Raw genomic sequence first — 19481 nt, forward strand, 5'->3', positions numbered from 1 at the left:
AACGGCCGCGCTGTTCGCGAGTGCCGATCAAGGATGGGCAGTTTCATTCAGATCCTGCTGAAACGCTGGACTCGGGACGCCCACCGATCTGACCCTTTGGAGATCTGAACCCATGGAGATCCGCCTCGGAGACCTCTCTGCTCGACTGGGCGTGACCTTGTTGGGCGACGGCAATGTCAAGGTCTCCCGTGTGGCTCAATTGACGAATGCGGATGCCCGGAGTCTCGCCTTTCTTGGCGATTCCAAATACCGTCGGCAATTGGAGACCACTGCGGCAGGAGCCGTGATCCTGACGGAAGCCGACGCGGGCTCTAGGCCGATACCGGTCCTACTGAGCGATAATCCTTATCTGACCTTTGCCAGGGCGGCACGGATTCTTCACCCCGATGCGCCCGTCATTGGCGGCAGGCATCCGAGTGCGTTGATCGATCCCGCCGCGCAGGTCGACCCAAGCGCCTGGATCGGTCCGCTGGTCGTTCTGGAGGCCGGCGTCCTGATCGGTCCGCGGGTGTTTATCGGCCCTGGCTGCATTCTTGGCGAAGGGGTTCGCGTCGACGAGGACAGTCGCTTGATGGCGCGAGTGACGCTGTGCGCGGGAACTCTGGTAGGCAAACGGGCGCTGCTGCATCCGGGGGCGGTGATCGGTCGGGAAGGGTTCGGTTTCGCGCGCGATGGCGAGCGCTGGATCCGCATCCCGCAGCTCGGGCGGACGGTGCTGGGCGACGATGTCGAGATCGGCGCCAATACTGCCGTCGATCGTGGCGCGCTTGGCGATACGGTGATCGGGCACGGCGTCAAACTGGATAATCTTATCCAGATCGGACACAACGTCGAAATCGGCGACAATACCGCTATCGCAGGAAATGCCGGGATCTCCGGATCGACGCGGATCGGCCGCAATTGCACCATTGCCGGGGCGGTGGGGATCGCCGGTCATCTGGAAATCGGCGACGACGTGCACTTCACCGGCATGGCCATGGTGACCCGATCTTTCCCGGAACCCGGCGTCTACAGCGGTGGTATCCCGGCCAGTCCAAGTATGGAATGGCGACGCAACGTGGCGCGTTTCAGGCACCTCGACGAGCTGACGCGCCGATTGAAGCATCTTGAGTCAGTAATGGAAACGATGAAAGAAACAACAGAGCGGGGGAATTCCTAATGGATGGATCGCATCCTGTGCCGACCGAACCCGATCAGCAGTCTGGTCGTTCGGAGGACGTCGTAAGCACAATGGACATCCACAAGGTGCTGAGCCTCCTGCCGCACCGCTATCCCTTCCTACTGGTCGATAAAGTCATCGATTACAAGATCAACGACTATCTGATCGCGGTGAAAAACGTCTCGTACAATGAACCGTTTTTCATGGGACATTTCCCGGTGCGCCCGGTCATGCCCGGGGTGCTCATCATCGAGGCCATGGCGCAGGCCACGGGTCTCCTGGCCATGGCATCACGCCCGGAAGAGGTAGGCGATAAGCTCTACTATTTCGTCGGGATCGATAAGGCCCGTTTCAAACGCCCCGTCGAACCGGGCGACCAGTTGATCATGGAGGTCAAGCTTGGACCGGTACGCCGGGGAATCTGGAAATTCGACGCCGAAGCGCGGGTCGATGACCGCATCGTCGCGACCGCCGAAATCATGTGCACCGCGCGAGACTTCACCGCTTGATTCATCCCACCGCGGTCATCGACGCCGGGGCCGAGCTGGACTCCGAGGTCGAGGTTGGCCCCTTTGTCGTGATTGGCGCGGGCGTGCGGATCGGTGCCGGAACCCGCATCGGCCCGCATGCGGTGCTGCGCGGGCCGACACGGATCGGCCGCGATAACCGGATCTTTCAGTTCGCCTCCATTGGCGAGGATCCGCAGGACAAGAAATATGGCGGCGAGCCGACCTGGCTTGAAATCGGCGATCGCAACCAGGTGCGCGAGTTTGTCACCCTGCATCGCGGAACGGTTCAGGATCAGGGCGTCACGCGCATCGGAGACGACAATCTTTTCATGGCCTACACCCATGTGGCGCACGATTGCCGGATCGGCAATCAGGTGATCATGGCCAATGCCGCCTCCCTAGGTGGGCATGTCGAGATTCAGGACTGGGCGATCCTCGGCGGTTTTACCATCGTCCATCAGTTTTGTCGGATCGGAACCCATGGTTTTTGCGCCATGGGTTCGGTGTTGAACAAGAACGTTCCGCCCTTTGTCATGGTCGGTGGACATCCCGCCGAACCGCGCGGGATCAATGCGGAGGGGTTACGCCGACGCGGTTTTCCAGCGGAGAGCATCCAGGCCATCAAGCGCGCCTATCGCACCCTCTACATGGCCAATCTGAAACGCGACGAGGCGCTCGTCCGGATTCGCGTGATGGCTGAAACGACCCCGCAACTCGCCGTGCTGGCGGACTTCATCGCCGACAGTGATCGCGGTCTCGTGCGTTAATTGCTTCGATCGTGCCCGGTACGACTGAAGTAATGATTTTTCATTCGATGACAGGATTTTATGGTGCTTGTCGGGATTGTCGCTAACGAGCCGTCCGGCGATCTGCTTGGGGCCGCCCTCGTTCGAGAGCTGCGTGAGTTGATCCCCGACGTCCGCTTTGTCGGCGTGGCCGGGCCGCGGATGCAGGAGGCCGGCTGCGAGACCCTGTTTGCGATGGAACGTCTGTCGGTGATGGGCTTGACGGAGGTGCTCGGACATCTGCGCGAACTGCTTGGGCTGCGGGCCGAGCTGAGGCGCTATTTTCTCGCCCATCGGCCCGCGGTTTTCATCGGCGTCGACGCGCCGGATTTCAATCTGGGCCTGGAGCGACGACTGCGCGAGTCGGGCATCAAGACCGTGCATCTCGTCAGTCCGACCGTCTGGGCCTGGCGTCCCGGCCGAGTCAAGGGAATTCGCCGCGCGGTCGATCTGATGCTCAGCGTCTTTCCCTTCGAGGAGACCTTACTGAGACAGCATGGCGTGCCGGCGACCTATGTCGGGCACCCGCTGGCCGACGAAATCCCGCTGGAGGTCGATCGGGACGCCGCGCGCGCCCGGCTTGGACTTCCGCCGAACGCCCCGGTCATCGCGCTCCTGCCCGGCAGTCGCGTGGGCGAGATGAAGCGTCTGGCGGGGCCCTTCATCGATACCGCTCGCGTGTGCCTGACCGCGCGACCGGAGCTGCGCTTCGTGGTCCCTTTGGTCACGGCCAGTCTGCGCGTGCTGTTCGAGGCCGAACTGGCGCGGCGGGCGCCCGAGCTTCCGGTTATCCTGGTGGATGGACGCAGCCGCGACGCCATCGCCGCCGCCGACTGCGTGCTCACCGCCTCGGGGACGGCAACCCTGGAGACGCTGCTGCTCAAACGGCCGATGGCGGTCGCCTATCGTATCCATCCGTTCACCTATCACCTGGTCAAGCGGCTCGGTCTGGTCAAGGTGCCCTATATCGCGATGGCCAATCTACTGGCGGGGCGCGTGCTGGCGCCGGAGTTCATTCAAGATCGCTGCCGCGCCGAATTGCTGGCGCCCGCGCTACTGGAGTTTCTCGACGATCCCGAACGCGTGGCCGGGATCCAGAACGACTATGGGCGCATCCATCGCGAATTGCGTCGCGAGGCGGCCCGCGAGGCGGCCCGCGCCATCCTTAGGCTCATCGAGCAGCAGGGGGCGGCATGAGCGAGGCGGTCATCCTGATCGCCGGCGTCGACGAGGCGGGGCGCGGTCCGCTGGCGGGACCAGTCAGCGCCGCCGCCGTGATCCTGGATCCCTCCCGTCCGATCGTCGGGATCGACGATTCGAAAAAACTCAGTGCGTCGCGGCGTGCCATCCTGGATCGGGAGATCCGTGAGCGTGCGCTCGCCTGGTCGGTGGCCTGGGCGACGGTCGAGGAGATCGACCGGATCAATATCCTCCAGGCCTCGCTGCTCGCCATGCAGCGCGCGGTGGCCGCGCTCGCAATCCGGCCCCAGCGCATTCTCGTCGACGGCAATCGTTGTCCTGAGTTCGGTCTTGAGGCGGAGGCCGTCATTGGCGGCGACGGTCTGATTCCAGCCATCGGCGCCGCGTCCATCCTCGCGAAGGTCGCGCGCGATCAGGTGATGGCACAGTTGGAACTGGATTTTCCAGGCTATGGTTTCGCGCGTCACAAAGGCTATCCCACCCGCGTCCACTTAGCGGCCTTGCGCACGCTTGGCGCCTGCCCTCATCACCGCCGCAGTTTCGGTCCCGTGCGGGCCTGGCTCGAATCCCATGGTGAAGCGTCTTGCTGACCGGATTCGTCAAGCGTAGCATTCAGCGATCCTGGCGCTAACGAAATTAAATTGACGATTTCTGTCCGGAAACAACGGCCCGCAATGGCGCGGGCGCTATTTCCGCTCGTTCAGCGATCGGTTTCCAGGAAACTGTCGCGGACTCCTCGAACAGTCGTGGCTGACGCCATCATCGCTCAGGGGGATGCACGTTGAGTTGTGTTCTGTCAGCGAAGGAGAAATGCAGTGAAAAGCCTCATGAAGTCCGCCATCCTTGGTTTGCCCGCGGTTCTGCTGCTCTCGGGTTGCGGCAAATATGCGTCGGTGAGCTACGAAAAGGAGGTCAAACCGATCATCAATATACATTGTGTCGAATGCCACCTGAATGGCGGAAAGGGGCAAGTCGCCAGCGGCTTTTTGGTCGAGTCCTATGACTCGCTGATGAAAGGCACGAAATTCGGTCCCGTGGTGGTCGCCGGCGATCCTCTTTCGAGCAGCCTCTACCGTCTCGTGGCGGGAGAGGTGGATAAATCGATCCAGATGCCGCATGGCAAGGATCCGATCAGCGACGAGGAGATCGGGACGATCGAACGATGGATCGCCCAAGGCGCTAAGAATAACTGATTGACCGATTGTCCCCCGGTTTCACTGGTCATTCGGCCAGACGGCCATCGCTCCGCGTTGCGTTTGGGAGAAGTCCTGCCATGATGCCTTTGCATCATGGTGGACTTGACTCGGCGCTCGGTCCGTCTTTCATGGTATCCATCATCGAACATCACCCTTCCCTGGGTGACATGAGATCCCACATGATCGACCATGTCGAGCGACCATCGAGACCGGGACAGACGATTGATAACTGAGCCGGATAACGACGACACGACCGCGGCGGAATCGCAACCGCGCATCCAGGATACCGGCAAGCAGATTGCCGCGATCCTGGAGGATGGCGGAATCGTCACCCCCGAGCAATTGACGCATGCCCGCCGTCTTCTCGCCAAGCTTCGGGACGATTATTCCCTGACCCAGGTTCTGCAGGAACTGGGATTTCTCGATGCCCGGCAACTGCGTCAGGCCCTGCGCGAGAATCGCCAGATTGTCCCCTTGGGCAACCTGCTGGTGGAATTGGGCTATCTCAAGCCGCTTGATCTCCGAGCGGCGCTCGACGCTCAGCAGGATCCGGAATTTCAGGGCAAGCGGCTGGGCGAAATTTTGCTGGAAAAACGCCTCATTCAGGAACACCAACTGATCGAGGTGCTGGCGGACCAACTGGGCTTTCCGCATGAGGAACCCAGTTTTACCGACATCGATCACGATCTTCTGTTCCAGGTGACCCCCGACTGGTGCCGACGTTACCAGGCGGTGCCCATGCGCCGGGAGGGCGAAACCGTACTGGTTGCCTTTCACAGTCCGCTGGACACATTTTCCAGGCAGGCGGCGGAGGGTGCCTTTGGCGAGGTCGTCGCGGTCATCAGTACCCGTCGCGCGGTCGAGGACACCATCGCCGCCTACGAGAACAGCCGCCAGCATAGCCGGCAGCGTCCGGCGGAGGCGAACGAGGCCGATGCCACCAGCGTGGTCGATCGGCTGATCGTGGATGCGCTGGAGTTGGGCGCCAGCGATATCCACATCGAGCCCATGCGCCAGCAACTGCGCGTGCGCCTGCGACGCGACGGCATCCTCATGTTGCACAAGGAACTGGATCGGGCGATCGCGCCGATCGTCAGCAGTCGTCTAAAGGTACTCTGCAAGGCCGATATCGCCGAGAAGCGTCGTCATCAGGGCGGCGGTTTTCGTTTCGACGACCCCCAGAGCGGTCGTCGCAGCGACGTGCGCGCCTCTTTTTATGCCACCATCTTCGGCGAAAAGATCGTGCTGCGCCTGCTCAGCCGCAAGGCGGAACTGCTGGACATCAAGGAGGTCGGTCTGGCGCCGCGCATGCTGGAGCGTTTCATCGACGATGCGCTGGAGGTTCCCAGCGGGGTCATCCTGATCACCGGACCCACGGGTTCCGGCAAGACCACCACGCTCTATGGCTGCGTCAACTATCTCAACGACATGGAACGCAGCATCATCACCGCCGAGGATCCGGTGGAATATGTCATCGACGGCATCGCCCAGTGCAATCTGAACCCCAAGATCAATCTCACCTTCGAAGAAACCCTGCGCCACATGGTCCGGCAGGATCCGGACGTGATCGTGCTGGGCGAGATCCGCGATCAGTTTTCGGCGGAATCGGCCATTCAGGCGGCCCTGACGGGTCACAAGGTGCTGACCACCTTCCATACCGAGGACAGCATCGGCGGTCTGTTGCGACTGATGAACATGCAGATCGAGACCTTTCTGATCTCCTCCACCGTCGTCTCGGTGCTGGCCCAGCGCCTGCTGCGGCATGTCTGCGAACAGTGCGCCGAGCCCTATCGTCCGAATGCCAACGAGCTGCATCGGCTGGGCTGTCAGCAGAGCGACCTGGCCGGCGCCAATTTTCGGCAGGGACGCGGTTGTCGCGAATGTCACTACACGGGCTATGCCGGGCGGGTCGGGGTGTTCGAGCTGCTGGTGTTGAACGAAATGGTCAAGGACGCCATCCTCAACAAGCGAACCTCCTCGGAGATCCGGCGGATCAGCATCGAGACCTCGGGGCTGATTACGCTGTTAGAGGATGGTCTGGCCAAGGCCGCCGCGGGCGCGACCAGTCTGCATGAAGTGCTGCGTCATCTACCTCGGATGGGACGACCGCGGCCGCTGCGTGAAATCCTGCGCTTGGTTGGCGAGACTCCGGTGCGATGATGCGAGTCTCCATTCATCTCCGTGCGCACCGCCTGGATGGCGCGAGGTTCCCGTGAGCGAGAAGTCACTCAAGGATCTGATCGAGGAACGTTTCGAGGCCGATAGCCTGCAACTTCCGGTGTTCAATCCGGTGGCGCTGGAACTGCAAAAGCTCAAGCAATCCGACACCGCCTCCATGAACCAGATCGCGAACCTGATCATGAAAGATCAGTCGCTGGTCAGCCATCTGCTACGCCTCGCGAATTCCTCCTTTTATGGCGGGCTGAAACAGGTGGAGACGGTCAGCGCGGCCGTGGTGCGGTTGGGCATGAATCGGGTCGCCAGTCTGGCGATGCTGGCGTCTCTGTTGCTGGTGAGCAAGGCGCGCGTCAAGGCCGTCAGCGCCTGCCTGCCAGCGCTCTGGAGCCGCACCTTCGTCTGCGCCACCGGCGGGCGCTGGCTGGCGGAGCAGACGGGGTACAAGGCACTGGCCGAAGAGGCGTTTCTGACCGGGCTGCTGCACGATATCGGCGAGCTGTTTTTGCTCAAGGTACTGGAACGCCTGGCGGAGGATCGCAGCCATCCATTGCCGCTCACGGAGTCGCTGGTGAGCGAGATCCTGGAAGCCATGCACCAGGAGATGGGCTATCGCCTGATGGTCAAATGGGAACTGCCGGAGAGCTACGCACGGGTCGCTCGCGATCATCATGCGCGGGAGTTCGACGAGAACGACGCGCTCCTGATCATCACCCGCTTGCTGGATATCGTCTGTCACAAGCTCGGCATCGGTCAGACGGCCGATCCCGACATCGTGCTGGCGGCCACGCCGGAGGCGCAGGCTTTGGGTCTCAAGGAGATTAAGCTGGCGCAACTGGAGATCCTGCTGGAGGATGCGGTCGCCGAGGCGAAGGGGCTCATGTGAAACAACCGGATTCGAGGAAACGAAAGCCGTTGCGTCCGGCCTGCTTGGCCTGATACATCGCCAGGTCGGCATGGCGCAGGAGTGTATCGGGGTCGGCGTGGTCGAGCGGGTAGAGGGTGACGCCAATACTCGCCGAGACCGCGACGGTGGTTTCCGCGTCGATGGCATAGGGTTCGGCGATGGCCGCCAGTACGCGCGCCAGCAGGTGCTCGCCTTCCTCCCGGCTGGTCAGGTTCCCCATCAGCAGCACGAACTCGTCGCCACCCAGTCGGGCGACCGTATCGCCTTCGCGCACGGCTTGAGTCAGCCGTTCGGCGACCGCGATCAGCAGGCGATCGCCGGCCGCGTGTCCATGGGTGTCGTTGACCGGCTTGAAGCCGTCCAGATCGAGATAACAGACCGCCAGCAGGCGTTCCTCGCGCCGGGCTCGCGCCAGGGCAATCCGCAGACGGTCCTCCAGCAGCACCCGATTGGGCAGGCCGGTCAGAGGATCGAAATGCGCCATCTGCTCCAGACGCCGTTGCTGCTCCTTGATCAGGCTGATATCCGTGAACATGCCGAACGAGCCACCAAAACCCTGTTGCGCATCGTAGAGCGCGCCCGCCGCGACCAGCGTCCAGAGTTCTCTGCCATCCTTGCGGCAAAACCGCCGTTCGTCATGTGAGTTCTGGCCGAGATGCCGGATTTGCATCTGCTTCCGATGCGCCTCCAGATCCTCCGCGAACAGGAAGTCCTCGACCGGGCGACCCAGCATCTCCGAGGAATCATAGCCAAGCAGAGCGGCCATCCGCGGGTTGACGAAGGTGGTCAGATGATTCGCGTCCATGGTCCAGATCCCTTCGTTGGTCGTCTCGATGATCTGGCGAAAACGGGCCTCGCTCTCGCGCAGGGCGTTTTGCGTGCGTTGCTCCTCGACGATATCCCAGGCCAGGTCGGCAAAGGTGGCGACGAGACTCAGATCCGTCTCGTCGTAGTCGAGCGGCTTGTTGCCGACACCGAGGATCGCGACGATGCACTCGTCGCGGAACACCGGAACCACCAGCTCGCGGATGACCTCTGCATGTCCCGGCGGCAGGCCGTGCCGCTGCGCGAGCGATGCGAAATCGTTGTGGACGATCGCCCGGCGTTGGCGCACGCAATCAGCCCAGACGCCAGCCTCCGACAGCGGATAATGGCGCCCCGCGCCTTCGGCCTGGCAGAATTCGCGGGTGGTCCGGGTCGACCAGGCTTGCAGCACGAGGGTTTCCTGGTCGGGTTCCAGAAAGTGGTAAAAACCGATCGAGCTGCCGGTCAGGTCCACCGCTTCATCGACGCTCGCCCGCAGCATTTCCTCCAGCGAACGGAACCTGGCCCCGTCGAGCAGTCGCAGACGCGCCTGAAGCATGTCCGTGATGCGCTTGAGGTTGGTCACATCGCGCGCCGCGGCGAACACCTGCTCGATCGCGCCCGCATGATCGCGATAGACCGAGGCGTTATAGAGCACGGGGGTCGTGCCGCCGTCGCGATGGACCAGTTCCAATGCAAAATCGCGGACCTGACCCTGTTCGAAGGCGGCACGGTAGCCTTCCATGGCGAGGTCTGGATCGGAGAAATAGCCGGTGAAATCGCTCCCGATCAGTTGTTCGCGCCCATATCCGGTGGCCTTTTCGGTGGCGATATTCACATCGCTGATCCGGCCATCGGGGTTAATCACCACCAAGGGATCCAGGCTGACTTCGAGCAGGGCGCGGTTATGGCGATTGGCCCGCGTCAACGCCTCCTCGGCGAGCTTACGCTCGGTGATGTCCTCGGTGAAGATGATAATGCCGCCAATGGCGCCGTCGTACCGGTACCAGGGCCGCACGACCCAGTGCTGCCATTGAACGCTGCCATCCAAACGCTCGAACCGCTCCTCTTCGGCCTGCACGACCTCGCCGGCCAGTCCTCGCCGATGCGCGTCTTTCCATTGCTCCGGGATCTCGGGAAAGATCTCATAATGAGAGCGGCCAATGACGTTCGCCACCCCATAGTCAATGAGCCAGCGTCGACTCACCGCGAGATAGCGCATGTCGCGGTCGAACATCGCGAGCGCGACCGGAGAATAGCCGACGAACAGCCGCAGACGCTCCTCGCTCTCCGCTAACTGCTGATCACGTAACGCGATGCTGTCGGCCATGCGGTTGAAGGTGAGCGCCAGATCCGCGATTTCGTCGTGGCCTGTCACCGCTGCCCGCGAGCCATACTGGCCGCTGGCGAGCGCATGCACCGCCGTCTGGAGGTGGCGCAGTTTGCTGATGACGAAGCGTTGCAACAAGACGCCACCGACGATAAACAGCATCGAAAAGACCACGAAATGGCCCAGCAGTGAGCGTTTAAAAAGCGTAAATGTGCGTTGATCGACCTGGTCGATGGGCAGCCAAAGGCTCATGATCCCGCGCAGATCGCCCTCGTGAAAACCAGGCGCGGGCGAATAACGGGCACGAATGTTCGCGGGGACATGCTGGGGGTCGCCGTGACAGGCCAGGCAATAGGCTTCGGTCCAGATCGGCTGCGCATAGTGATAGAAGCGCCGTCCATCGGGAGCGGAGGCCTGCTCCAGGCGCTCCGAAGACTTGGGATTCCGCTCGAAATAGGCGATGGCATCCGCGTCAGCGTTGTCTGGCCGCTTCTCCTGGTTGAGGCGTTCCAGACCGACGATTTTGATTTGCAGATCCTGTGGATGTTCCTTCCCAAGAGTCTCGGCGATCCGTGCGAGTGCATGGGTTGGAAGCAGGTCGATGGTCTGGCAAGAGAAAGGCCGCTCACTGTGAAGAAAGAATTGGTGATAGACCCGGCTGCTTGCCATCAGCACCGATCGCAGATTTCTGGCTTCGTTCAGGATCGCTTCCATCGCATCCGCGCGCGCCGCGCGGTAGTGATCGATCTGCAAAACGGTGAGGCCGATCAGCAGGGATAGGCCCACGCCAAGCCAGAGTTTTAGCTGGAGGCGGGATATTCCGCGGCGCTTGCCGGCGGAATCATCCCTGCGATGGCCCTGGGAGTCCGGTTGTTTCATGCCGTTTCCCGCTCCAACCGTCGTTTCACATCGCCCGGCGAGCCAGTGTGGCGCGCCAACAGGTCATAAGCCACTGGAACCACGAAGAGAGTGAAAAAGGTCGCGGCCAGCACGCCGGCAAGGACGACGGTGCCGATGACGGCGCGGGTTTCGGCCCCGGCACCGCCGGACAGAAGTAGGGGCAGGGAACCGGCGGCGGTCGTCAGGCTGGTCATGAGGATTGGGCGCAGACGCACATCGGCCGCTTCCAGCAGCGCGGCGCGGAACGCCAGACCCTGATCGCGCAACTGGTTGGCGAATTCCACGATCAGGATGCCATTTTTGGCCGCCAGCCCCACCAGCATGATGAGCCCGATCTGGCTGTAGATGTTTAGTGTCTGACCCATCGCCCAGAGTCCGAGTAGGGCGCCGGCCATGGCGAGCGGGACCGTGAGCATGATGACCAACGGATGGATCCAGCTCTCGAATTGGGCCGCGAGCACCAGAAACACCACAACAACGCCCAGGGCGAAGACGAACAGAACGCCCTGATTGCTGGCACGAAAATCCCGGCTCTGACCCTTGTAATCGATCCGTGCCTGTTCGGGCAGATGCTCACGCACCTTCGATTCCAGATACGTTAGTGCCTGACCGAGGGAGAGGTCGTCCGCCAGATTCGCCTCGATGGTGATGGCGCGGATCCGGTTGTAGCGTTTCAGGCTTTGGGAGTCCGCCGATTCGATCACTCGGACCAGATTGGAGAGCGGGATCAGCGCGCCACTGCGATCGGAACGCACATAGAGGTTTTCCAGGCTGCCGGGGGTGCGTTGCTCGGCGCGCTCGCCTTCCAGGATGACATCGTATTCCTCGCCGGCATCCAGGTAGGTCGTGACCTTGCGCGAGCCGAGCATGGTCTCCAGGGTGCGTCCGATGGTGCCAATGGTCACGCCCAGATCGGCGGCGCGATCATAATCGATCTCGACCTTGAGCTGAGGCTTGGTCTCCTTGTAGTCCCAATCGATACCGGTCAGGCCGGGATTGTCTTTTGCGATCTCGGCGAGCAGGGTGTCGCGCCAGGCGGCCAGTTCTTCATAGGTGCCCCCGCCGATGACGAATTGGACCGGTTTCGCGATGCGCGAACCGAATCCCTGACGCATGACCGGAAAGGCACTGACACCAGGCAGATCCGCGAGTTTGGCGCGAACCTCGTCCATGATGACCCAGCCGGAGCGGCGCAGGCCAAAGTCGTTCAGCACCATGACGACCATACCGGAGTTGAAGGTCGCCGTGTTGGAGAAGGAGCGCGGGGCGCGGACCAGCAGGCGGGTCGCCTCGCCGCTCTCGACGTAGGGCATCAAGCGCCGTTCGATCTCATCCATGTAGTCCTTCATATAGGTGAAGGAGGCGCCCTCGGGACCATTGACCATGATGAAGAACGCACCGCGGTCCTCCTTTGGGGTGTATTCCTGGGGAATGCGCTCGAACAGCCAGAATGCGCCAACCAGGGTGGCGATGAAGGCCAGCAGCACGATCCACGGGTGACGCAGCAGGAAGCGCAGCAGCCGGCCATAGACCCGCCGCAGCCATTGAAACGCGAGATCCACGCCGTGCGACAGCGTCGCGCGTTGGTGGCTGGCGTGCGCGGCGGGCAAAATCTTGGAGGCCAGCATCGAGGACAGCGACAGCGCCACAAAGCCAGAAAAGCTCACCGCCGCCGCCATGGTCAGCGCAAATTCGCCGAAAAGTCGCCCGACATCCCCCTGCAGAAAAGCGATGGGAACGAAGACCGCGACCAGGACGACGGTGGTCGCGATCACCGCGAAGCCGACCTGACGGGTGCCCCGATAGGCCGCGACCAGTCGCGTCTCGCCGTATTCCTCCATCCGCCGGTGGATATTTTCGAGGACCACGATCGCATCGTCGACCACCAGGCCGATCGCCAGCACCAGCGCCAGCAGGGTCAGGATGTTGATCGAAAAGCCGAGCGCCAGGAGCACGGTAAAGGTGGCGACCACGGACACTGGCACCGTCACCGCCGGCACCAGCGTGGCTCGCAGGCTGCCGAGAAACAGATAGATCACCAGGGTCACCAGGCCGATGGCGATGGCCAGGGTCTTATACACCTCATGGATGGCGCCCTTGACGAAGATCGAGCTGTCATAGCTCTGTTTGATCGCCATCCCTTCGGGGAGGAGCGGATTGATACGAACCACCTCGGCCTTGGCGGCATCGGCCACCGCGACGGTGTTGGCCGTGGACTGCTTGACGATGCCAACGCCGATCATGGGCACCGCATTGCCTCGGAACAGTGTGCGGTTCTCCTCGGTCCCGCGCTCCACCCGCGCGACATCGCCGAGACGCACCAGATAGCCGTCGTCGCCACGGGCCAGCACCAGACGCGCGAAGTCGTCAGGGGTTTTGAAGGCGCGATTGACCCGGACACTGAACTGACGGTCGATAGACTCGACCTCGCCGGCGGGCAGTTCCAGATTTTCGGCGCGCAGGGCGTTCTCGACCTCCGCCACGGTCAGATTGCGCGCGGCCAGCGCCTTGCGGTCGAGCCAGATGCGCATGGCGAACACCTGATTACCGCCGACCTGGACCCGCGCCACGCCATCGAGCACCGAGAATTGGTCCACCAGATAGCGGCGGGCGTAGTCCGTCAGCTCCGGCAGGGTCAGACGGTCGCTCGTCAGATTGAGCCAGAGGATGACATCCTCGTTGCTGTCGACCTTCTGGATCTCGGGCGGCTCCGCTTCCGCCGGCAACTGATCCAGGATGCCGGAGACCCGATCGCGGATGTCGTTGGCGGCGCCGTCGATGTCGCGATCGCTATTGAATTCGACCGTGACCGCGGAACGCCCGTCCTGGCTGGTCGATTCCACCGTGCGAATGCCCTCGACGCCGGCGATGCGATCCTCGATGAGCTGGGTGATGCGGCTCTCCACCACATTGGCCGCGGCGCCGGGATAAAGGGTCTCGACCGACACCACGGGCGCGTCGATGTCGGGAAATTCGCGCAAGGGCAGGCGGTCGAAGGCGACCAGCCCGAAGGCGACCAGCAGCAGCGACAGCACGCTGGCGAGGACCGGCCGGGTGATGGAGAGATCCGACAGGATCATGGCTCGGCATCCGTCGCGGCGGGCGAATTCCGGGCGACGCCAGTCCCAGCCAGGATGTCGATCGGCTGACCGGGACGCACCTTGTCGTTGCCATCGGTGACGATCCGGTCAGCCTGCGCAAGTCCCGCGCGGATTTCCACCAAGCCAGGCTGACGGGCGCCGATCTGGACCTGGCGACGTTCGACGCTGAGTCCATCCTTCCCTTCAACCACGACCATGACGAAATGATCCTGTCCCTTGTGAAGCAGCCCCTTCTCTGGAATCACGAGCGCGTCGCGCGGATCGACCAGCAGGTCGATGCGCATCAGCAGCCCTGGTTTCAGTTGTCGCTCCGGATTCGGAAGGATGGCGCGCACCTGCGCGGTGCGGGTCACCGGGTCGATGCGGCTGTCGATTCCGCGCACCACGCCGGTAAAGACCCGCTCGCCATGCGCGCTGGTCTGGGCCTCGATCCGGAGTCCAGGAACCAGCGACGGAAGATGGACACTCGGGACAGCAAAATCGAGCTTCATGAGGCGGTCGTCGTCCAGCGTCGTGATCGGATCGCCAGGCTCGACCAGGGCGCCGCGACTGACATCGCGTAACCCGAGGACGCCATCGAAGGGGGCCAGGATGACGCGATCCGCCAGGCGCGATTCCAGCGCCACCAGGATGGCGTGCGCGGTATCCAGATCGCGCTTGCGTTCGTCGAGCAGCGATTCGGAGGCCGAGCGTTGTGCAACCAGCGCCTTGACCCGCTGATATTGGCGTTCCGCTTCGCCCGCCCGGACCTTCGCCTCTTCCAGCAAGGCATGTTCCTCGGCGTTGGTCATCTCGACCAGCAGATCCCCGGCGCGCACCCGCTGACCGTCCTCGAAATGCAGACTGGAGATGGTTTCGGTCACATTGGCGGTGATGATGACCGATTCGTTGGCCTTCAGCGTGCCGAGCGCCTCGACCCGGTCGGCCAGCGGCTGGCGGCTGACTTCGGCGGCCATGACCGGAATCGGCTTCTCCGGCGGTTTGTCGGCGGCTTGGGCCAAGGCGACAGGAACCCAGACGCAGAGGCCGATCAGCAAGCGTTGGTGCAATCGCGTCATCGAAAAATACCGCAAGCGAATCTCCTGACCATGCAAAATCGCGTCTGTATCGACGCTTGGGAGTTCAAGTGAGGCCAAACCGCTACGCAAACAACGCAAACCATGCCAGACGCGGCTTCGTTTGCGCGCGTGCTTTCGTACCCGCCTCAAATCTGCAATGCTAGCGACCCTTCTATCCGATTGATTCCGATTTGGGCCACGATGATCCCGGTGACGCTGAATGGTGAGCTGCGCGAGCTCGATCTTGATCCGAATATGCCACTGCTTTGGGCGCTCCGCGACCATCTGGGCCTGACCGGCACCAAATATGGCTGTGGCACGGGCGAGTGCGGTGCCTGTAGCGTCCATCTGGACGGCGTGCCGGTCAATGCCTGCGTCACGCCCCTGTCCGCCGTCGCGGGGAAGACCGTGACCACCATCGAAGGTCTGTCGCCGGACGGTCGCCATCCGCTGCAGTTGGCTTGGATCGTCGAGGAGGTGCCGCAATGCGGTTACTGCCAGTCCGGCCAGCTGATGGTCGCGGCGGCGCTGTTGACCGCGCATCCGCGACCGACCGATGCCGCCATCGATGCCGCCATGTCCGGGGTCCTGTGCCGCTGCGGAACCTACACACGAATCCGCCGGGCGATCCAACGCGCCGCCAATCCCGAGGCTCGGGATGGTTGATCCGCCCGAGAATGTCCGGCTGACCCGCCGCGCCTTGCTGAAGATCGGCGCCTTGGCCGGTGGCGGGCTGGTGCTCGGGATGGCCCTGCCGACGCGCGCCGCTCCCTTGCCCGATGCCGCCGACGCGATGTCGGCGAGGACTCTTCCGATTCCGGCGGATCCGTCCGCCGACTTCGTGCCCAATGCCTGGATTCGCCTACAGGGCGACGGCCGGATCCAATTGGTTCTGGCGCGCTCCGAAATGGGCCAGGGCGTGATGACGACCCTGCCCATGCTGCTGGCCGAGGAACTGGAGGTCGGACTCGATCAGATCGAGGTCGCGCTGGCGCCAGTCGGTCCCGACTATGTCAATCGGTTCCTGGGTGCGCAGGCCACGGGCGAAAGCACCTCGCTGCGCGATGCCTGGACCGGGCTGCGCGAGGCGGGCGCGGTCGCGCGTCGGCTATTGATCAACGCCGCCGCCGCGACCTGGGAGGTTCCTGAAACGGAGTGTCAGGCACGGCGCGGGCGCGTCCATCACGCGGACGGCACACGCAGTCTTGCCTATGCCGAACTGGCCGTCCTGGCGGCGGGCTTGCCGGTTTCCGAGCCGTCTTCCGCGCCGATCCCGCTGAAGTCGTCCGACGCCTGGACCCTGATCGGAACCCGTCCGCGTCGTCTCGACACCCCGCTCAAGGTGAGCGGCCAGGCGCGCTACGGGCTCGATGTCCGCCTGCCGGGCATGCTCTACGCGACCGTCGAACGCTGCCCCGTCCTCGGCAGCCGCGTGCGTCACTGGCGCGGCGAGGCCGCCCGCGCGATTCCCGGCGTGGTCGAGATCCTGATGGTTCGCCATGGCGTCGCGGTGGTCGCCGAGACGAGTTGGGCCGCCTTGCGCGCCCGCGAGATCCTGGAGGTCGACTGCCGCCCGTCCATCAACGGTGCGGCGGATACCGCGCGCATCCGCGCCCGTTTTCGCGCCGGACTGACCGGCCGCGCCGCGCTCGCGCACCGCCAGGGGGATGTCAGCGCCGCGCTGGACGCCGCGCACCGGCAGATCGAAGTCGTGTATGAGGTTCCGTTTCAGGCGCACGCCTGTCTGGAGCCGATGAACTGTACCGCCGATGTCAAGCCGGACCGCTGTGCCGTCCATGTCCCAACCCAGGATCAACAGGGCGTCCAGGAGACGGCGCGACGCCTCACGGGATTGCCGGCGGAGCGGATTGCGGTCCACACCACCCTGCTGGGGGGCGGTTTCGGGCGCCGGCGCGAGCAGGATTTCGTGATCGACGCGGTCGAACTGTCCCAGCTGCTGGGGCGCCCGGTCCAGGTGATCTGGACCCGCGCGGACGATCTCCGGCACGATTTTTATCGCCCCATGACCCTGCATCGGTTGCGTGGCGGAATCGATGAGCAAGGCCAGCTCACGGCCTGGTTCCATCGCATCGTCGGGCCTTCGCTGTTCGCGCGCGCGCGCCCGTCCGAGATGTCCGAGGGTCTCGACCCGACCCTGATCGCGGGGGCCGCCAATCTCGCCTACGCGATCCCGCATCGGCGGGTGGAATATCGGCGCGCCGACACGCCCGTGCCCGTGGGTTTCTGGCGGGGCGGCGGACACACCCAGAACGCCTTCGTCACCGAATGTTTTCTCGACGAACTGGCGCGCCTCGCGGGCCAGGATCCGCTGGACCTGCGGCGCACCCTGCTCGCGGATCGTCCGCGTCATCGGCAGGTTCTGGAGCTGGCGGCCGAGCGCGCCGGCTGGAGCGCGCCGCCAACGACGGGGCGTGCCTGCGGTATCGCGCTGGCGGAGGCGTTCGGCAGCGTCATCGCCACGGTCGCCGAGGTCTCGGCGAGCGCTGACCGGGTCAGGGTGCATCGGGTCGTCTGCGCGGTGGATTGCGGACAGGTCGTGCATCCCGAGATCGTGCGCGCCCAGATCGAGGGCGGTCTCGTCTTCGGGCTGACCGCGACGCTCAAAGGCGCCATCACCCTGTCGGACGGGCGGGTGGAACAGGGTAATTTCGCGGATTATCCGCTGTTGCGCTTCGATGAGATGCCTGCGATCGAGGTCCATCTCGTGCAGAGCGACGCCGCGCCGGGCGGGGTCAGCGGACTCGGGACGCCGCCCATCGCCCCAGCGGTGGCGAACGCGCTGTTCGCGCTCACCGGACGGCCAGTGCATGGATTGCCGATCGCGCCCAGCGCGTTTTAAAGCAGAAACACCGTCGCCAGCCCCAGAAAGATGAAAAACCCTCCCGAATCGGTCAGCGCCGTCATCATGACCGAACCGCCGAGCGCCGGATCCCGACCAAAACGCTGACGCAGCAGCGGAATCACCACCCCCGCGGTGGCGGCGAGCAACAGGTTCAGGGTCATGGCGGCGGTCATCACCAGACCCAGTTCCAGGTTGCGATAGAGCCACCAGGCCACCGCTCCGATCGCCCCGCCCCACACCACCCCATTGATCAGGGCCACGCCCAGCTCTTTCCGCAACAGTCGCCAGAGTGCCGTCGGCTCGACCTGGCCCATGGCGATCGCGCGCACGATCATGGTGATGGTCTGATTGCCGGCGTTGCCGCCAATGCCGGCGACGATTGGCATCAGCGCCGCAAGCGCGACCAGTTGTTCGATCGAGCCCTGGAACAGATCGATGACCCGCGAGGCGATAAAGGCCGTCACCAGATTGATCGCCAGCCAGGCCCAGCGGTTTTTCACCGAGCGGATCACCGGCGCGAAGATATCCTCCTCCTCGCGCAGACCGGCCTGACTGAAAATCTCCGCTTCCGACTCCTCGCGGATCTGGTCGACCATGTCGTCGATCGTGATCCGTCCGAGCACGCGACGTGTCGCGTCGACCACGGGGACCGAGACCAGATCATAGCGCTCGAACGCCTTAGCCGCGTCCCCGGCATCGTCCTCCGGGGCGAAGGTCACCACGGACTTGGAGGTCATGACCTGGGAGACCTTTTTCTCCAGATCGTTGATGAGCAGCGCCTCCAGGGTCAGGACGCCGCGCAGCCGGTCATCGCGATCGACCACGAAAAGTTTGTCGGTATGGTCCGGCAGCGCCTCGAAGCGGCGCAGATAGCGCAGCACCACCTCCAGGGTCACGTCCTCGCGCACCGTGACCATGTCGAAATCCATGAGCGCGCCGACGGTGTCCTCGGGATAGGACATAGCGGCGCGGACCTGCTCCTGTTCTTCCTGATCGAGCGAGGCGAGCACATCCCGCATCACGTCCGGGGGCAGATCGGGCGCCAGATCGGCCAGTTCGTCCGTATCCAGCGACTCCACGGCGGCCTTGATCTCGTCCGAATCCATGGTTTCGATCAGGGTGGCCCGCACCGCGTCCGACACCTCCAGCAGGATATCGCCGTCTTTCTCGGCACGGACCTGGTCCCAGACGAAGAGTCGGTCGGCGAGCGGCAGGGCTTCGAGGATGCAGGCAATGTCGGCGGGATGCAGACGATCGAGCTTGCGCCGCAGCCGCACCAGGTTTTGCCTGTGGGTAATGGATTCCACCAGATTCTGGTGCGGCATCTGCTGACGATGGACCAGACTTTCGACCAGATGCTGACGCGACAGCAAATCCTGGACGTCGCGCAGATGGCGGTGAAGGGAATCCGGGTCGCGTGATTTCTGCTCGGTCATGGGAAAGGCGCCAGGGCATGAGTCGCAGGGAAGTTGGAGCGCGCACTCTAAAGGCTTC

Annotated in this window: 14 protein-coding genes; 10 read left to right on the plus strand and 4 right to left on the minus strand. The window is 63.5% G+C overall.

Going from position 1 to position 19481, the window contains the following annotated elements; genetic code table 11:
- The first annotated feature begins 112 nt into the window (after positions 1-112).
- The 8 genes from lpxD (at position 113) to QZY07_RS25325 (ending at position 7910) form a co-directional block, all read left to right on the plus strand.
- Positions 113-1159, plus strand: coding sequence for a UDP-3-O-(3-hydroxymyristoyl)glucosamine N-acyltransferase (gene lpxD, locus QZY07_RS25290; RefSeq protein ID WP_295408854.1), 1047 nt, complete (start codon positions 113-115; stop codon positions 1157-1159).
- On the plus strand, positions 1159-1668 hold the full coding sequence (fabZ, locus tag QZY07_RS25295) for a 3-hydroxyacyl-ACP dehydratase FabZ (RefSeq protein WP_295408856.1): 510 nt from the start codon (positions 1159-1161) through the stop codon (positions 1666-1668). Before lpxD ends, fabZ begins: the two co-directional genes overlap by 1 nt.
- The gene (gene lpxA / locus QZY07_RS25300) at positions 1665-2435 is read left to right on the plus strand and encodes an acyl-ACP--UDP-N-acetylglucosamine O-acyltransferase (RefSeq protein ID WP_295408858.1); all 771 of its coding nucleotides are present in this window, start codon (positions 1665-1667) and stop codon (positions 2433-2435) included. Before fabZ ends, lpxA begins: the two co-directional genes overlap by 4 nt.
- Positions 2436-2495: 60 nt before the next feature.
- On the plus strand, positions 2496-3650 hold the full coding sequence (gene lpxB, locus QZY07_RS25305) for a lipid-A-disaccharide synthase (protein ID WP_295408860.1): 1155 nt from the start codon (positions 2496-2498) through the stop codon (positions 3648-3650).
- The gene (gene rnhB / locus QZY07_RS25310) at positions 3647-4243 is read left to right on the plus strand and encodes a ribonuclease HII (RefSeq protein ID WP_295408862.1); all 597 of its coding nucleotides are present in this window, start codon (positions 3647-3649) and stop codon (positions 4241-4243) included. Before lpxB ends, rnhB begins: the two co-directional genes overlap by 4 nt.
- Positions 4244-4468: 225 nt before the next feature.
- Entirely contained in the window at positions 4469-4846 is a 378-nt protein-coding gene (locus QZY07_RS25315; protein WP_295408863.1) for a c-type cytochrome domain-containing protein, read from the plus strand.
- A gap of 225 nt (positions 4847-5071) precedes the next feature.
- Positions 5072-7009 carry a type II/IV secretion system protein gene (locus QZY07_RS25320; protein ID WP_295408865.1) on the plus strand — a complete coding sequence of 646 codons (1938 nt, stop codon included), beginning with the start codon at positions 5072-5074 and terminating at the stop codon, positions 7007-7009.
- A gap of 52 nt (positions 7010-7061) precedes the next feature.
- The gene (locus tag QZY07_RS25325) at positions 7062-7910 is read left to right on the plus strand and encodes an HDOD domain-containing protein (protein ID WP_295408867.1); all 849 of its coding nucleotides are present in this window, start codon (positions 7062-7064) and stop codon (positions 7908-7910) included.
- Here QZY07_RS25325 and QZY07_RS25330 read toward each other — a convergent pair.
- From QZY07_RS25330 to QZY07_RS25340, 3 genes are read right to left on the minus strand one after another with little or no spacing between them, the layout of a single operon-like run.
- Positions 7903-10944: a PAS domain S-box protein gene (locus QZY07_RS25330; protein WP_295408869.1), complete on the minus strand. Its 3042-nt coding sequence runs from the start codon at positions 10942-10944 to the stop codon at positions 7903-7905. The two genes, QZY07_RS25325 and QZY07_RS25330, sit on opposite strands and share 8 nt — an antisense overlap.
- Positions 10941-14045: an efflux RND transporter permease subunit gene (locus tag QZY07_RS25335; RefSeq protein WP_295408871.1), complete on the minus strand. Its 3105-nt coding sequence runs from the start codon at positions 14043-14045 to the stop codon at positions 10941-10943. The genes QZY07_RS25330 and QZY07_RS25335 overlap by 4 nt, the downstream gene beginning before the upstream one ends.
- Positions 14042-15124, minus strand: coding sequence for an efflux RND transporter periplasmic adaptor subunit (locus QZY07_RS25340; protein ID WP_295408873.1), 1083 nt, complete (start codon positions 15122-15124; stop codon positions 14042-14044). The genes QZY07_RS25335 and QZY07_RS25340 overlap by 4 nt, the downstream gene beginning before the upstream one ends.
- A gap of 201 nt (positions 15125-15325) precedes the next feature.
- Between QZY07_RS25340 and QZY07_RS25345 the strand changes: the two genes are divergently transcribed.
- Together QZY07_RS25345 and QZY07_RS25350 are read left to right on the plus strand one after the other, a co-directional pair.
- On the plus strand, positions 15326-15790 hold the full coding sequence (locus QZY07_RS25345; protein WP_295408875.1) for a (2Fe-2S)-binding protein: 465 nt from the start codon (positions 15326-15328) through the stop codon (positions 15788-15790).
- Positions 15783-17984, plus strand: coding sequence for a molybdopterin cofactor-binding domain-containing protein (locus QZY07_RS25350; RefSeq protein ID WP_295408877.1), 2202 nt, complete (start codon positions 15783-15785; stop codon positions 17982-17984). Before QZY07_RS25345 ends, QZY07_RS25350 begins: the two co-directional genes overlap by 8 nt.
- Here QZY07_RS25350 and mgtE read toward each other — a convergent pair.
- Entirely contained in the window at positions 17981-19423 is a 1443-nt protein-coding gene (mgtE, locus tag QZY07_RS25355; RefSeq protein ID WP_295408878.1) for a magnesium transporter, read from the minus strand. The two genes, QZY07_RS25350 and mgtE, sit on opposite strands and share 4 nt — an antisense overlap.
- Positions 19424-19481: the final 58 nt, after the last annotated feature.

This window comes from uncultured Thiocystis sp., assembly GCF_903866365.1.
Taxonomy (GTDB): domain Bacteria; phylum Pseudomonadota; class Gammaproteobacteria; order Chromatiales; family Chromatiaceae; genus Chromatium.

Bases quoted from the DNA above. Each gene is read 5' to 3' on its own strand.
- lpxD (WP_295408854.1), top strand. From the start codon at position 113: ATGGAGATCCGCCTCGGAGACCTCTCTGCTCGACTGGGCGTGACCTTG.
- fabZ (WP_295408856.1), top strand. From the start codon at position 1,159: ATGGATGGATCGCATCCTGTGCCGACCGAACCCGATCAGCAGTCTGGT.
- lpxB (WP_295408860.1), top strand. From the start codon at position 2,496: ATGGTGCTTGTCGGGATTGTCGCTAACGAGCCGTCCGGCGATCTGCTT.
- rnhB (WP_295408862.1), top strand. From the start codon at position 3,647: ATGAGCGAGGCGGTCATCCTGATCGCCGGCGTCGACGAGGCGGGGCGC.
- QZY07_RS25330 (WP_295408869.1), bottom strand. From the start codon at position 10,944: ATGAAACAACCGGACTCCCAGGGCCATCGCAGGGATGATTCCGCCGGC.
- QZY07_RS25335 (WP_295408871.1), bottom strand. From the start codon at position 14,045: ATGATCCTGTCGGATCTCTCCATCACCCGGCCGGTCCTCGCCAGCGTG.
- QZY07_RS25340 (WP_295408873.1), bottom strand. From the start codon at position 15,124: ATGACGCGATTGCACCAACGCTTGCTGATCGGCCTCTGCGTCTGGGTT.
- QZY07_RS25345 (WP_295408875.1), top strand. From the start codon at position 15,326: ATGATCCCGGTGACGCTGAATGGTGAGCTGCGCGAGCTCGATCTTGAT.
- QZY07_RS25350 (WP_295408877.1), top strand. From the start codon at position 15,783: ATGGTTGATCCGCCCGAGAATGTCCGGCTGACCCGCCGCGCCTTGCTG.
- mgtE (WP_295408878.1), bottom strand. From the start codon at position 19,423: ATGACCGAGCAGAAATCACGCGACCCGGATTCCCTTCACCGCCATCTG.